This window comes from Rudaea sp. (genome assembly GCF_036560865.1).
Taxonomy (GTDB): domain Bacteria; phylum Pseudomonadota; class Gammaproteobacteria; order Xanthomonadales; family Rhodanobacteraceae; genus Rudaea.
In genome coordinates this window covers 1-13,845 of record NZ_DATBQK010000086.1, presented here as the reverse complement: position 1 = coordinate 13,845, position 13,845 = coordinate 1, and the positions used below count along the sequence as shown (strand labels likewise).

11 protein-coding genes and 1 tRNA gene are annotated in these 13,845 nt (G+C 63.1%); 10 read left to right on the top strand and 2 right to left on the bottom strand.

Annotation, left to right across the window (positions count from 1 at the left end; all coding sequences use genetic code 11):
* The 6 genes from argC to VIE67_RS08880 form a co-directional block, all read left to right on the top strand.
* The coding region (gene argC / locus VIE67_RS08905) for an N-acetyl-gamma-glutamyl-phosphate reductase (protein WP_332025343.1) at positions 1-842 on the top strand (842 nt) is incomplete at its 5' end.
* A complete protein-coding gene (argH, locus tag VIE67_RS08900; protein WP_332025341.1) occupies positions 839-2,140 on the top strand; it encodes an argininosuccinate lyase in 1,302 nt (433 codons plus the stop codon). The genes argC and argH, both read left to right, overlap by 4 nt.
* Positions 2,141-2,248: 108 nt before the next feature.
* Complete coding sequence (proB, locus tag VIE67_RS08895) at positions 2,249-3,406, top strand: glutamate 5-kinase (RefSeq protein WP_414707325.1); 1,158 nt, start codon at positions 2,249-2,251, stop codon at positions 3,404-3,406.
* A complete protein-coding gene (locus tag VIE67_RS08890; protein ID WP_332025337.1) occupies positions 3,403-4,698 on the top strand; it encodes a glutamate-5-semialdehyde dehydrogenase in 1,296 nt (431 codons plus the stop codon). Before proB ends, VIE67_RS08890 begins: the two co-directional genes overlap by 4 nt.
* 11 nt (positions 4,699-4,709) lie before the next feature.
* Positions 4,710-5,780 (top strand): PIG-L deacetylase family protein, encoded by a 1,071-nt coding sequence (locus VIE67_RS08885; protein ID WP_332025335.1) that lies wholly within the window; start codon positions 4,710-4,712, stop codon positions 5,778-5,780.
* A 146-nt stretch (positions 5,781-5,926) separates the two neighbouring features.
* On the top strand, positions 5,927-6,481 hold the full coding sequence (locus tag VIE67_RS08880) for a DUF3761 domain-containing protein (protein WP_332025334.1): 555 nt from the start codon (positions 5,927-5,929) through the stop codon (positions 6,479-6,481).
* A 121-nt stretch (positions 6,482-6,602) separates the two neighbouring features.
* Here VIE67_RS08880 and VIE67_RS08875 read toward each other — a convergent pair.
* Positions 6,603-6,679: transfer RNA gene (locus VIE67_RS08875), tRNA-Pro, on the bottom strand.
* Positions 6,680-6,934: 255 nt separating this feature from the next.
* Between VIE67_RS08875 and hisS the strand changes: the two genes are divergently transcribed.
* Together hisS and VIE67_RS08865 are read left to right on the top strand one after the other, a co-directional pair.
* Positions 6,935-8,314 (top strand): histidine--tRNA ligase, encoded by a 1,380-nt coding sequence (hisS, locus tag VIE67_RS08870; protein ID WP_332025345.1) that lies wholly within the window; start codon positions 6,935-6,937, stop codon positions 8,312-8,314.
* Positions 8,311-10,254, top strand: coding sequence for an HAL/PAL/TAL family ammonia-lyase (locus tag VIE67_RS08865; RefSeq protein WP_332025332.1), 1,944 nt, complete (start codon positions 8,311-8,313; stop codon positions 10,252-10,254). Before hisS ends, VIE67_RS08865 begins: the two co-directional genes overlap by 4 nt.
* Positions 10,255-10,295: 41 nt before the next feature.
* Here the strand turns inward: VIE67_RS08865 and VIE67_RS08860 are convergent, their stop codons facing one another.
* Positions 10,296-12,782, bottom strand: coding sequence for a protein kinase domain-containing protein (locus VIE67_RS08860; protein ID WP_332025330.1), 2,487 nt, complete (start codon positions 12,780-12,782; stop codon positions 10,296-10,298).
* A 210-nt stretch (positions 12,783-12,992) separates the two neighbouring features.
* Between VIE67_RS08860 and VIE67_RS08855 the strand changes: the two genes are divergently transcribed.
* Complete coding sequence (locus VIE67_RS08855; protein ID WP_332025328.1) at positions 12,993-13,349, top strand: PadR family transcriptional regulator; 357 nt, start codon at positions 12,993-12,995, stop codon at positions 13,347-13,349.
* Between the two features lie 136 nt (positions 13,350-13,485).
* Positions 13,486-13,845 (top strand): DUF1700 domain-containing protein (locus VIE67_RS08850; RefSeq protein WP_414707324.1); only part of this gene is annotated, 360 nt, incomplete at its 3' end.

The following is a 13,845-nucleotide window of genomic DNA, read 5'->3' as shown; positions in this document are numbered from 1 at the left end:
CGCGCGAATTCGCCGGGCAGCGCGTCACCGAACACATCGCCGAATTCGATGGCCAATTGCGCTACGAAAATCTCGACGCCGCGGCGGTCGCGGCCAAACGGGCCGATGTCGTCGTGCTCGCACTGCCGAATGGCAAGGCCGAACCCTATGTTGCGGCTATCCAGACGTCCACACCGGAAACGCTGATCGTCGATATCAGCGCCGACTATCGCTTCGACAACACCTGGTATTACGGTCTTCCCGAGCTGTATCGCGACAAGTACCGTGGCCAACGGCATATCAGCAACCCCGGCTGCTATGCGACGGCGATGCAACTGGCGATCGCGCCGTTGCAGGATCTGCTCGCCGCGCCGCCGGCTTGTTTCGGCGTTTCCGGTTATTCAGGGGCGGGCACGACGCCGTCGGATCGCAACGATCCGGTAAAGCTGCGCGACAATCTGATGCCGTACGCACTGGTCAATCACACGCACGAGCGCGAAGTGACCAAGCATCTGGGCGTGCCGGTCGAATTCATGCCGCATGTCGCGCCGCATTTTCGCGGCATTACAATGACGGTGAATTTATGGCTGACGCAGCCGTTGACTCTGGATGCGGTGAAACAGCGCTATCGTGAGCGCTATGCCAACGAACCGCTGATCGAAGTGATCGACGACGCGCCATGGGTCAGCCATATCGCGAATCGCCACGGCGTGCAGATCGGCGGTTTCAGCGTTGCGCCGGGCGGCAAGCGCGCGGTCGTTGTTTCGACCCTGGACAATCTGCTCAAGGGTGCGGCCACACAGGCGATGCAGAACCTGAATCTGGCGTTGGGTTTGAACGAACTGGAAAGCATACCGAAATGAATAGCGATCTGCTTTGGCAAAACCCCGGTGTCGAAACCGATGCGCGCGTCATGCGTTTCCTCGCCGGCGACGACGTCGTGCTGGACCGCGAATTTTTTCTGCACGACATCGCCGCGAGCAAGGCGCATGTCGAAGGCCTCGCGCGCATCGGCGTGATCACGGCCGACGAATCCGCAGCAATCGCACGCGAGCTGGATGCGCTCGGCGACGATTTCCGGAAAGGGAAATTCATCCTTGACGAGCGCTTCGAGGATGGGCACTCCGCGATCGAGGCGCGATTGACCGAACGCCTCGGCGATACCGGTCGCAAAGTGCACACAGGGCGCAGCCGCAACGATCAGATTCTGGTGGCGACACGACTGTGGCTGAAGGCGAAGCTCGCAACGCTGGCGACGCTGTGCCGCGAGGTCGTTAAGGTCTGTCTCGACCGCGCCGCGCAACCGCCGCAACCGCTGCCGGGTTATACGCATTTGCAGCGTGCGGTCGTGTCGTCGACCGCGATGTGGTTTGCGGGCTTCGCCGAAAGTTTTATCGACAATCTGCAGCGCACACGCGATACGCTGGCTTGGATCGACGCCAATCCGCTCGGTACCGCCGCAGGCTACGGCGTGAATCTCAAGCTCGATCGCGACTACACCACGCAGGCGCTGGGTTTCGCGCGCATGCAGATTTCGCCCATATGCGCACAACTCGCGCGAGGTAAGTTCGAAATGGCGGCGCTCGATGCGCTCGGCACCGCCTTGCTTGACCTGCGCCGTTTAGCATGGGATCTGAGCCTGTTCACCACCTCCGAATTCGCATTTGTATCTTTGCCGCCGGAGTACACGACGGGCTCGTCGATCATGCCCAACAAGCGCAATCCCGATGTGATCGAACTGATGCGCGCGACCTATGCCAGCGTGGCTGCTGCACGCACCGAGATCGAACAACTGCTGTCACTGCCTTCGGGTTATCAGCGCGATCTGCAATTTTCCAAGGGCGGCATGTTTCACGGATTTTCGCGCGGCCTCGCCGCGTTGGAATTGTTGCCCGACCTGCTCGGTCGTATGCAATGGAACACGGCGGCCATGCGCGCTGCGATCGAGCCGTCGATGTATGCGACCGATGCAGCGATCGAACAGGCGGCCGCCGGTGTGCCGTTCCGTGAAGCCTACAAGCACGCGGCGGCTGCCGCACACGAAGCGGGGCACGGACGCACACCGGAGCAAAGTCTGGCGGCGCGTACGTCGCCCGGAGCAGGGGCCGATTTACGCTTGGATGCGTTGCGGGAACGGCTCAACAAGTTGGACTGCGTATAAAGATGTCGTCATTCCAGCGAAAGCTGGAATCCGGTTTCTGATCTTGCTCTTCGGCGATTTGCTCGGAAAGCTGGATTCCGGTTTGCACCGGAATGACAAGCAAGAGAAATGAGGATTCAAGTGACACGAGGATTCACACAACAGCCGCTGCCGCCGTGGCGCCGTGCCGTGCTCAAAGTCGGCAGCAATCTGCTGACTGCGGGCGAGCAGGAATTGTCGGCGCAACACGCGCGCGGTCTGGCCCAATTCATCAGCGCGTCGCGCGCGGCTGGGCGCGAGATCGTGCTCGTCTCGTCCGGCGCGGTTGCCGCCGGGCGTGCGCGCGTGGCTGCGGACGCGCTCGCAGGTGGCTTGGTGCTGCGTCAGGCGCTGGCCGCCCTCGGCCAGACGCGCATGATCGCGCTGTGGCAGAGCCTGCTCGATGCACCGGTTGCGCAGGTGCTGCTCGCCCATGACGATCTGCGCAATCGCCGGCGCTACTTGAACGCGCGCAACACCCTGCTCGAACTGCTGCGCCTGCGCGCCGTGCCGGTGGTCAACGAGAACGACACCGTCGCGGTCGAGGAATTGAAGCTTGGCGACAACGACAATCTTGCTGCGATCGTCGCCGCGCTCGTCGATGCGGACCTGCTGCTGATCGCCAGCGATGTCGATGGCCTCTACAGCGCGCATCCGCAGCTGCACCCGGACGCGCGACCGATCGAAGCCGTCGATGCGGTGACGCCGCAGATTTTCGCGATGGCGGGTGATGCCGGCAGCACACATGGCACCGGCGGCATGCGCACCAAGCTGGAGGCGGCGACCAAGGCCGCGAATGCAGGCATCACCACGGTCCTGTTCAATGGCACGTCGGTGCCGACCGTTGCCCAACTCGCCGATGGAATTTTTCGTGGTACGCGGTTTGCTGCGGCGACCACCCGGCTTGCCGCGCGCAAATACTGGTTACGCCACGCGCCCGGTTCGGGCGGCGCGATTCGCATCGATGCGGGCGCGGCGCGCGCGCTGATCAACGGCAAGTCGCTGTTGCCCGGCGGCATTGTCGGTGCGGATGGCGAGTTTGCGCGCGGCGACATCGTCGAGATCGTCTGCATCGAAAACGATGCCGCCAGCCCCGTCGCGCGCGGTCTCACTCAATACAATGCGGGTGAAGTGCGCCGCATCGCCGGCCGTCAGTCGCGCGATATCGAGAGTATACTTAGCTTCAGTTATGGCGATACCGTCGTGCGCCGCGACGATCTGGTCGCACTGGCCGAGGCCTTGGCATGAACATATCCACCACAGGCGTGCGCTCCGCCACGGCGATCGGCGAGATCGCCCTGGCCTGTCGCGATGCCGGCACCGCGATTGCCGCATTGTCCACTTCTGCAAAACGCCACATTTTGGAGATGATGGCGGCGGCGCTCGAAGCGCAGGCGCCGGCGATCCTCGCCGCGAATGCGCGCGATGTCGAAGCGGCGCAATCCAAGAGTTTGTCCGCCGCGATGATCGATCGTCTGCGTCTGGATGCCGGGCGCCTCGCTGGCGTTGTTGCGGCCGTGCGCGATGTGGCTACCTTGCCCGATCCGGTCGGCCAGGTCACGCGTCGCGACGAGCGCGCGAACGGGTTGGTGATCGAGCGCGTGCGCATTCCGCTCGGCTTGATCGCGATGATCTACGAAGCGCGTCCGAACGTGACCGCCGACGCTGCTGCACTGTGTTTCTACGCAGGCAACGCAGTCTTGCTGCGCGGCGGTTCCGAGGCATTCGAAAGCAATCGCGCCATCGCTGCGGCGTTGCGCGGCGCGTTGCGCGCCAACAATCTGCCGGAGGCCGCAATTACCCTGGTCGAAGACCTGAGCCGTGAGACGATGCTGCAACTGATGCAACTCACCGACATTGTCGACCTGCTGATTCCACGTGGTGGTGTGGGCCTGATTCGCTTCGTCGCCGAACATGCGCGCGTGCCGGTGATCAAACACTATCAAGGCGTGTGCCATCTGTACGTCGACCGCGGCGCCGACGAGGATGCCGCCCTGCGCCTGGCGATCGATGGCAAGACCACGCGCCCGTCCGCCTGCAATGCACTGGAAACCCTGCTCATCCATGCCGACATGGCGCCGACGTTCTTGCCGCGCGTGGCAGCGCAATTGCATGAGCGCGGCGTCGAACTGCGTGGCTGTGCGCGCAGCCGCGAACTGGTACCGGACATGCTGGCGGCAACCGACGAAGATTACGCCGCGGAGTTTCTCGACCTGATTCTGGCCGTGCGTGTCGTCGACGATCTCGACGCGGCGATCGCGCATATCCACCGCTTTGGTTCGGATCACACCGAAGTGATCGCGACGCGTGACGCTGCCGCCGCGGAAAAATTCGTGCACGCGCTACGTTCGGCCGTGGTACTGGTGAATGCCTCGTCGCGCTTCTCCGACGGTGGCGAACTGGGTCTTGGCGCCGAGATCGGCATCTCGACCACGCGCCTGCACGCCTACGGCCCGATGGGCGCGGAATCGCTGACCATCGAGCGCTATGTCGTGCGCGGTGCGGGCCAGGTGCGGCATGCATCGTCAGCGACGGTGTAGCAGCGCATTCGATGTCTGAAATCCTGCGTCTGAACGCGACCGAGCGGGTGCTGGTATTGGCACCGCACCCTGACGATGAGGCGATCGCCTGCGGTGGACTGTTGCTCGCGGCGCGCGCTGCGGGCGCTGCGCGGCGCGTGGTCGTCGTCACCGATGGCGACAACAATCCTTGGCCGCAGCGCTGGATCGAAAAGCGCTGGCGCATCGACAGCATTGCGCGCAGGCGCTGGGGTGCGCGCCGGCGTGAAGAAGCGCAAGCCGCGCTCGATGTGCTGGGCGTGGATGTCGGCGAGCGATGTTTCTTCGGCCTGCCGGACACCGGTCTGACCGACATGCTCATGCATGATGCGGACGGTCTGCCGGCGCGTCTGCGCGAACAGATCGACGAATTTCAGCCGACCCTGATCGCGCTGCCGGCACTTGAGGATCGACATCCGGATCACAGCGCCGTGCATATCGCGCTGCGCGTGGCGTTGTTGCGTGCCGGCGTTACGCCGCGATGCCTGACTTATTCGGTGCATGGCGAAGACGCACATGCAGGTGCGGTTGCATTCGAGATCGAGGCAACCTGGCGTGAGCAGAAGCGAAGCGCGATCGGGCAACATGCGACGCAGATGCGTCTCAGCGGCAAGCGTTTTCTGGCGTATGCCGCCGCCGCCGAGCGCTACCATTCGATGTCGACACTGGGTGCGGTCCGGGTCGATCACCCACTGCGTGCCCATTTTCGTTCACCCGGGGAATTGGTGCTGCGCATTCATGCGCAACATCTGCGCGGTCGCGCCAGCGGTCTGCAACTACAGCTGTTGCTGGAGAGCGAGGAGCAACACGTGCGCTGGTGTCTGCCCCTCGCCGCACCCGAGGACAGTGTCGCCGTCACGGATATGCTTTCGGAGCAGCATGTGCAGGACGTCCGCTGGAGGCTGGAGGGTGGCGATCTGGCCACTTCGCTACAGGTTGCGCAGAACCAGCTGCCGCGTCTAGGCTATGCGAAACTCGCGCGCAAGCACCTTGGCTTGCTGATACTCGACCGTTACGGCTGGCAGACCATCGAAAATCCGCTAGTCCAATTAGGACAAAATTAACACTTGTCGGCGCTAACTGAACGGAACTCGGGAAGCACCTGAATAGCGTTGCAGGCGATCATTGACAGCGCCGAAACGTCTGTCATTCTGTGCGTCGCGCGGCGCAGTTAGAAATACGCGCATAACATCAACTTTTGGAGACGGGCATGAAATCGTTGTTGGTTTCGGTGGCATTCGGAGTGGGGGCGCTGCTCTGTCAGGGGGCCTATGCGCAAGAAGCAGCAGCTCACACAGCGTTGTGCAAAGACGGCACATATTTCGACGGCACGACGCACAAGGGTGCCTGCAAGGGACACAAGGGTGTGAAGGAGTGGATGGACAAGACGGCGGCCAAGAGCACTACAGCGGCAGCAAGCGACGACACAGCGACGACCAAGAAGTCCAAGAAGTCCAAGAAGGCGGCGGCAGCAGAAGCAGCCGCGCCGGCTGCGGCACCTGCAGCAGCCACGACCGCAGCCGCAGCGGCGCCGGCCGCAGCCGCAGCGACAACGAAAGAGAAGCACGCGGCACCGACGCCGGCCAAGGACATCGCGCAGAAGCCGGGTGGCGGCGCGGGCCTGGTCTGGGTCAACAGCGAGTCCAAGGTCTATCATTGCCAAGGCGACGAGTGGTATGGCAAGACCAAGGAAGGCTCATACATGAGCGCGGCTGCTGCCGAGAAGGCCGGTGCGCATGCTTCGCACGGCAAGGCCTGCCAGTAAGCCGGTTTGATCCACCTGCAGAAACGAGAACGCCCGGCATGCCGGGCGTTTTTTTGTGCATGAAAAAACTGAAGACAAAACGAAAAAGCCACCGCATAGCGGTGGCTTTTGGCCTCGATGTTGGTCGGGGAGACAGGATTTGAACCTGCGACTTCTACGTCCCGAACGTAGCGCTCTACCAGGCTGAGCTACACCCCGACTGTGAAACCTGCGCCGTGCGTTCCGGGCATGCGTGGGAGCCGCATGCTCGCACAGCGAGCCGCGCATGATAATGGGCTGGCGGCAGCGGCGCAACCTCGTGAGGCCGTGGGCGACCGAGAATCTGGCGGCAAACTCCGCGCTGCTCCGGAGAATGTAGCCAGGCATCGCCCGCGCGCATGGTAAATTATGCGACCTTGCGGCCACTTGCGTCGCTGTCTTCGAGGAATCCATGCCGTTGAGGAACCCATGCCACTGACTTCGGCCCGCACCATGCCCGGCGTGATGGAGCTGTTGCCGCTCGAGCAGATCGCATTCGCGGACATGCTCGACACCATTCGGCGCAATTACGAACGCTTCGGCTTTCTGCCGATCGAAACGCCGGTAATGGAGTTTTCCGATGTGCTGCTGACCAAGTCGGGGGGCGAAACCGAGCGCCAGGTATACTTTGTGCAATCGACCGGAGCGCTCGACGCGGCCGACAAGGACAAGCGACCGGAACTTGCGCTGCGCTTCGATCTGACCGTGCCGCTGGCGCGCTATGTCGCCGAGCACGAGCACGACCTGAGTTTCCCGTTCCGTCGCTATCAGATGCAGCGCGTGTACCGCGGCGAACGCGCCCAGCGCGGACGCTTTCGCGAGTTCCACCAGTGCGATATCGATGTGATCGGCAAGGACACGCTGTCGATCCGCTACGACGCGGAAATTCCTGCGGTGATCTACAGCGTGTTCCGCGATCTGGCGATCGGGCCGTTCACCATCTGGCTCAACAATCGCAAGATCATGCGCGGCTTCTTCGAGGGGCTCGGCATCGCCGACACGGAGAAGCAGGCGCTGGCCCTGCGCGAAGTCGACAAACTCGACAAGCGCGGCGCCGAGTATGTGCGCGACACGCTGATGGGAGAAAACTTCGGGCTGTCGGCCGAGGCGGCGAAGAAGATTCTCGACTTCGTGCAGATTCGTTCGCACGGACATGCGGATGCGTTGGCCAAGCTCGATGCGCTGGGGCATGGAACCGAGGTGTTCAATCAGGGCGTCGCCGAATTGCGCGAAGTGCTGGCGCTGATCCACGCGTTCGGCGTACCGGAAACGCATTACGCGATCAATCTGTCGATCGCGCGCGGCCTCGATTACTACACCGGCACAGTCTACGAAACCACGCTCAACGAACATCCGCAGATCGGCTCGATCTGTTCGGGCGGACGCTACGAGAATCTGGCGGAAAACTATACAAAGTCGCATCTGCCCGGTGTCGGCATCTCGATCGGCGCGACGCGGCTGTTTTGGCAGTTGCGCGAGGCGAAATTGATCGGCACCGCGCAAAGCACGGTCAAGGTGCTGGTCACGCAAATGGATGAGGCGCAATTGCCCGCGTATCTCGAACTCGCCACGCAATTGCGCAACGGCGGCATCGCAACTGAAGTCGTGCTCGATGGCGGCAAGCTCGGCAAGCAATTCAAGTACGCCGATCGCGCCGGCATCCGTTTCGTCCTCGTGCTGGGTCCGGATGAAATCGCCAAGGGCGTCGTCACGGTCAAGGACATGCGCAAGCAGGATCAATTCGAGGTAGCTCGTGGCGAGCTGGTGAAGACGCTGCGTGTGGAGTTGGAGCAAGCCGAGGCGATGAAGCTATGACCTCGGCCATCCGACTGGACGGCACGAGCCTGACGCGCGAGCAGTTGGTCGCGATTGCCAGGACCGGCCTCAAAGTCCAGCTCGATCCGGCGCAACTGGAAAAAGTGCAGCGCACCGCCGATTTTCTCGCGGCGCAGGTCAAGCGTGGCGAGCCGATTTATGGTGTGACCACCGGTTTCGGCAGCAATGCCGACAAGCTGCTCGGCGCGCATCGTGCGCGCGATGAGCTGCCCGGCGGCAATCCCGAGCAGCGTGACGGCACTCTGCTGGAAGAGCTGCAGCACAATCTCGTCGTCACGCATGCGGTCTGCGTCGGCAAGCCGCTCGCGGTCGAAGTCGTGCGCGCGATGCTGGCGATCCGCGTGAACACGTTGATGCGCGGGCACTCGGGCATTCGCGTAAGCACGCTGCAGGCGCTCGCGGAGTTGCTCAATCGCGATGTGATTCCCGTGATTCCGGAAAAAGGTTCGGTCGGTGCGAGCGGAGACCTGGCGCCGCTGTCGCATCTGGCGATCGTGTTGCTTGGCGAAGGCGAGGCGTTTTATCAGAACGAGCGTTTGCACGGCGCCGAAGCGCTCAAACGCGCAGGCCTGCAACCGGTACGCCTGTCGTTCAAAGAAGGGCTCGCGCTCAACAACGGTACCGCGCAGATGCTGGCGAGCGCGGCGCTCGCTCTCGATGCGCTGGAGAAACTTCTGGCGACGGCCGATCTCGCTGCGGCGATGACGTTGGACGCATTCGCCGGGCGCAGCTCGGCATTCAAGGCCGAAGTGCATGCGCTGCGTCCGCATCCGGGTCAGGTGCAGACAGCGGCGAACTTGCGCACACTTCTCGCCGGTTCGACGCTCGCCGATATTCCGTATCACCTCGTGCCGCGCTTCAAGACATGGCTCGCGGATTCGTGGAGCGATGCGCAAGACCAGAAGCATCGCTTCGATATCGGCTGGGATTACGTACCGCCGGCGCAGCGCCATGGCAAGGAAGCGTTCTACGCGCGCTTTATGCCGTTCAAGGGCGGCAAGAAGCATCAGCCGCAGGATTCGTACAGTTTGCGCTGCATTCCACAAGTACACGGCGCGGTGCGCGATGCGCTCGCGCAGGCGCAGCGCGTGATCGATATCGAATTGAACGCCGTTACCGATAACCCACTGATTTTTCCCGATGCACAGGGACGTGCGAGTGCCGCGAGCGCAGGAAGCGCAGGAGCGGCCGATGCAGTCGACGCGAAGGTGATCGAGGACCAGGTGATCTCGGCCGGACACTTCCACGGCATGCCGCTTGCGCTCTCGATGAGTTACGTCAAGGCGGCGATTCCGGTGCTCGCCTCGATCAGCGAGCGGCGCCTCAACAAGCTCGTGGATCCGGCGACGAACGACGGCTTGCCGGCGTTCCTGATCGGCAACGAGGATGCGACGGACTCCGGTTTCATGATCGTACAGTACACCGCGGCGGCGCTGGTCAACGATCTCGCCACGCGTGCACACCCGGCCAGCGTCTACTCGATTCCGACGAGTGCAAATGCCGAAGACCATGTCTCGATGGGCACGAATGAAATCCGCCATGTGCTCGAAATGACCGAGGACCTTGCGCATGTGCTCGCGCTCGAGTTGTACACCGCTGCGCAGGCGCTCGAATACCGCCAGGACATGCTCAACGCAGCGCGCACGCTCGCCGCACGTGGCGATTGGCAGGCATTGGCGGCGAAGATTTCAGGCGCGCCGCAGCCCGGGCATGCAAGCTATGCGCAATTCACCGACGAGGTGAAAAAGCTGATGGCCGCGCTCGCACAAAGCGAGGAATTCCACGCCGGCAGTGCCGTGCGCACGGCCTTCGCGAAAGTCCGCAAGGAGGTGAACTTCATGCAGCGCGATCGTGCGATGGATCAGGATGTGCAGCGCGTCTGCGAGCTGGTGTCGAAGTTCGGCTTGATCGAGACGTAGGCTCGAACTCGCTCTTCGGCAAGCGTCCCTTTCGCGCCGGCTTATTGCGCAGGCTTGTCCGCCGGCAGCGTCACCTTGAACTCGATCTTCGCGAGCGTCTCGGGGTCCTTGCCGAGCTTGCGCAGCAGTGGCAGCCAGCGCGGGTCTTTGCGGATGTTGTCGAATTGCGGCAGGACGACGATGTCGGACAGCCCCGAGTCCTCATAGGTCTGCGCCTTGTCCAGCCATTCGAACGCGCGGTCCGCCTCGCCCCGGTAGGCGAGCACGTAGGCGATGTTGCTGGGATCTTCCTTCTCGTACTTGGCGATCAGGTCCGCCAGCGCCGCATCGGAGTCCGCCGATCGCCCCAGCGCGTGATAGACAATCGACAGCGCGACCAGCCGCCAGCTCTCCTCGGGCTCCTTCTGCACTTCCGCGAGCGCCGCCTCGGCGTCGCCCTTCTGCAATAGCGCGAGGCCGAGGGAGGCCTGCCCGTCTACGCGCCCCGGCGAGAGGCGCAAGGCGGTGCGGAAGCTTGCGATCGCCTCCTCCCAGCGGTGGGCGTAGAGAAAGTAGCCCCCCAGATTGAAATGGCCACCGGCGCTGACTGGGTCGAGGGCAAGGGCGGCCTCTTGGAGCGCGATCGCGAGGTCGAGGCGACCGAGGTCCTGGGCGAGGCCCGCCGCGTTGCCGAGGATGATGGGGTCGGCAGGGTCGAGCGCCAGCGCCCGCTCGAAGTGCCGCACCGCCGCCGACAGGTCGCCGGTGAAGTTCGACTCGAGAGAGCCGAGGATCGCGTAGGCGGGCGCGTAGTTCGGATCGGCCGTCAGCGCCTTGTCCAGGGCTTCCCGCGCGAGGCGCACCCCTTCGGGCACCGGGCGCAGGCCCGAGGCCGCCTGATTGCTGTAGATCGCCGCGAGCTGGTCCCAGGCTGGGGCGTATCCCGGTGCCTTCGCCAGCACCTGCTGGAACAGCGGGATCGCCTGCTCGTAGCCAGCGCGTGTGCCCAGTCGAACGAGCTGCCGCGCCTGCAGGAACAACGCATAGGCCTCGGGGTCGATCGCCTGGGCCTGGCCGAGAAGCTTTAGCTTCAACTGGCCGACCACGGTGCCGGCGATCTCGTCCTGGATTGCGAACACGTCGTCGAACGGGCGGTCGTAGGATTCCGACCAGACGTTGTGGTCGCTGCGCGCATCGATGAGCTGGGCCGAGATGCGCAGCGTCTTGCCGGCGCGCTGCACCGAGCCTTCGAGGATGTAGGCCACGCCGAGTGTCGTCGCAATTTCCCGTAGCGAGGTGTCCTTGCCCTTGAACGAGAACGACGAGGAGCGCGAGATCACTTTGAGGTCGCGCACTTTAGAAAGAAGATTCAGCATGTCCTCCGAGATGCCGTCGGAAAAGAACTCCTGGTCCTTGTCCTGTGAGCGGTTGACGAACGGCAGCACGGCGATGGATTTGTCCGAGATGGCCGTTTGCATCGGCTGCCGTGTGGTCGCGACGATGCCGATCATGAGTCCGAACACGGCAAGCAGTGTTGCCGCGGTGATGGCCAGCGTGCGCTCGCGCCGTACCCAATGTTCGATACGTTGCACTGGATTGAGCGGCCGCGCCGTGACCGGTTTGCCGGCCACGAAGGCGGCCAAGTCATCGGCCAGCGCGGCGGCGTTCGCGTAGCGGCGCGATACTTCTCGCGTCAGGCACTTGTCGATGATGGCTTGCAGATCGCGTGGCAACGTCGGCACCAGGCTGCGCACCGGGCGCGGCGTGCTGGTGCGCACGAGCTGGATCGTGTCGTGCGGCGTTGCGCCGAGGAACGGCGGTTGACCGCTGACCAGTTCATACAGGATCGCGCCCAAGCCCCACACATCGGTGGCCGGACTGATCTTCTCCAGCCCGCTGGTGGCTTGTTCGGGTGCCATGTAGCTGGGCGTGCCGCAGACTTCGTCGTTGGTCAGCGCCAGTTCGCGTTCCATGCGCCGTGCCAGACCGAAATCGGCCACGTGTGGCACGCCGTCGCCGTCGATCAGCACATTGGCCGGCTTCAGGTCCAGACGCAGCACGCTCAGGTGGTGCGCGTAGTCGATCGCTCGCGCAATCGGGATCATCAAGGCTGCGGCGGCTTGCGGATTAAGAACGCCGTCGTGCTGCAGCTTGCCGGCCAGGGTCTGACCGCGCACCAGGTGCATGCTGTAGAAGTGCAGCTCCTCGGCCGTGCCGACCTCGTGGATCGCCACGATGTTCGGATGTTCCAGGCGTGCGGCGTTCTGCGCCTCGTGATGAAAGCGATCGGCGAAATCGGGTGTTGCCCATTGCGCCGAGAGCACCTTCACCGCCACGTCGCGGTCCAGGCTGATCTGGTGCGCGCGATAGACCGCGCCCATGCCGCCTTCGCCGAGCAGTTCGTGCAGTTCGTAGTCGCCGAGCCGGCGATGTTTCGCGTGCGTCAGATCGAAGCGCAGCGTATCGCTCTTGCGCGCATACGCGGCCAAATCGGCCGGTGGATCGGTGACGAGTGTAGCCTTTGGCGTTTCGCTTGGCGTACTCGTCACCGCGCAGCCCCCCGTTGCGTTGCTGGGTATTTGGCGCCATGCCCGCGACGATTACAAGCGATGTAGACCAACCGGCGCGAGATGTTGGGCAAAGCTGACGGTGCAAGCGCCCGCATGGACAATTTTAGATGATATGACTTTCGGCCCATTCGCTAGTATTAACTAAATACTATAGTTGATCTGCGAATATAGTCAGGTCGATTAGAGCGCATGGACGAAACCGACAGCCACCTGTGGAAATTCCAGAAGGAACTCAGCTCCGGCACGGTTTCGCTGGTGCTGCTTGGCGTGCTTGCGCGTGCGCGCACGCCGATGTACGGCTATCAGATCGTCAAGCGCCTGGAGCAGACTGGCGAGGGCGTACTCAGTGGCAAGCAGAGCGCGCTGTATCCGGTATTGCGCAACCTGTCCGCAGCGGGTTTGCTCGATAGCGAAGTGGAGCCATCGATCACCGGGCCGCCGCGCCGCTACTACCGCATCACGCCGCTGGGCAGGCGCGTGCTGCGCGAGTGGAGCCTGGCCTGGATGGCCACTCGCGATTTCGTGGAATCCATTTTAATTGAATAGTGCGGGCAGGATGCCCGCTTCGTGATCTTCGCCGTCAAGGATGACGGCACAAGTAAAGAATAGTGCGGGCAGGATATCCGCTTCTTGATCTTCACTGTCAGGCACGACGATTTAGATACGCATTGGAGGTTTGACCATGAACACGCCGACCCCGCGCACGATCGCGGAATACCTCGAGCAATTGCGCGCTGCACTGCGCGGTGCAGATCCAGCGCTGATCCAGGATGCGTTGTACGACGCCGAGGAGCATCTGCGTGGGGAACTTCACGAGAACCCGGGTACATCGGAAGCCGAGATGCTGGCGAAAATCGCCAGCAGTTACGGTGCGCCGGAAGAGGTCGCCGCTATCTATGTCGACAAGGAGGTGCAGGTCGAGCAGGCCTTGCGTTCGCCGCCGCCGCCGCGACGCACGACGGCGCTCGGCCGTTTCTTCGCCATCGGCTCCGATCCGCGCGCGTATGCGTCGCTGTTCTACATGCTGCTTGCGCTGCCCACC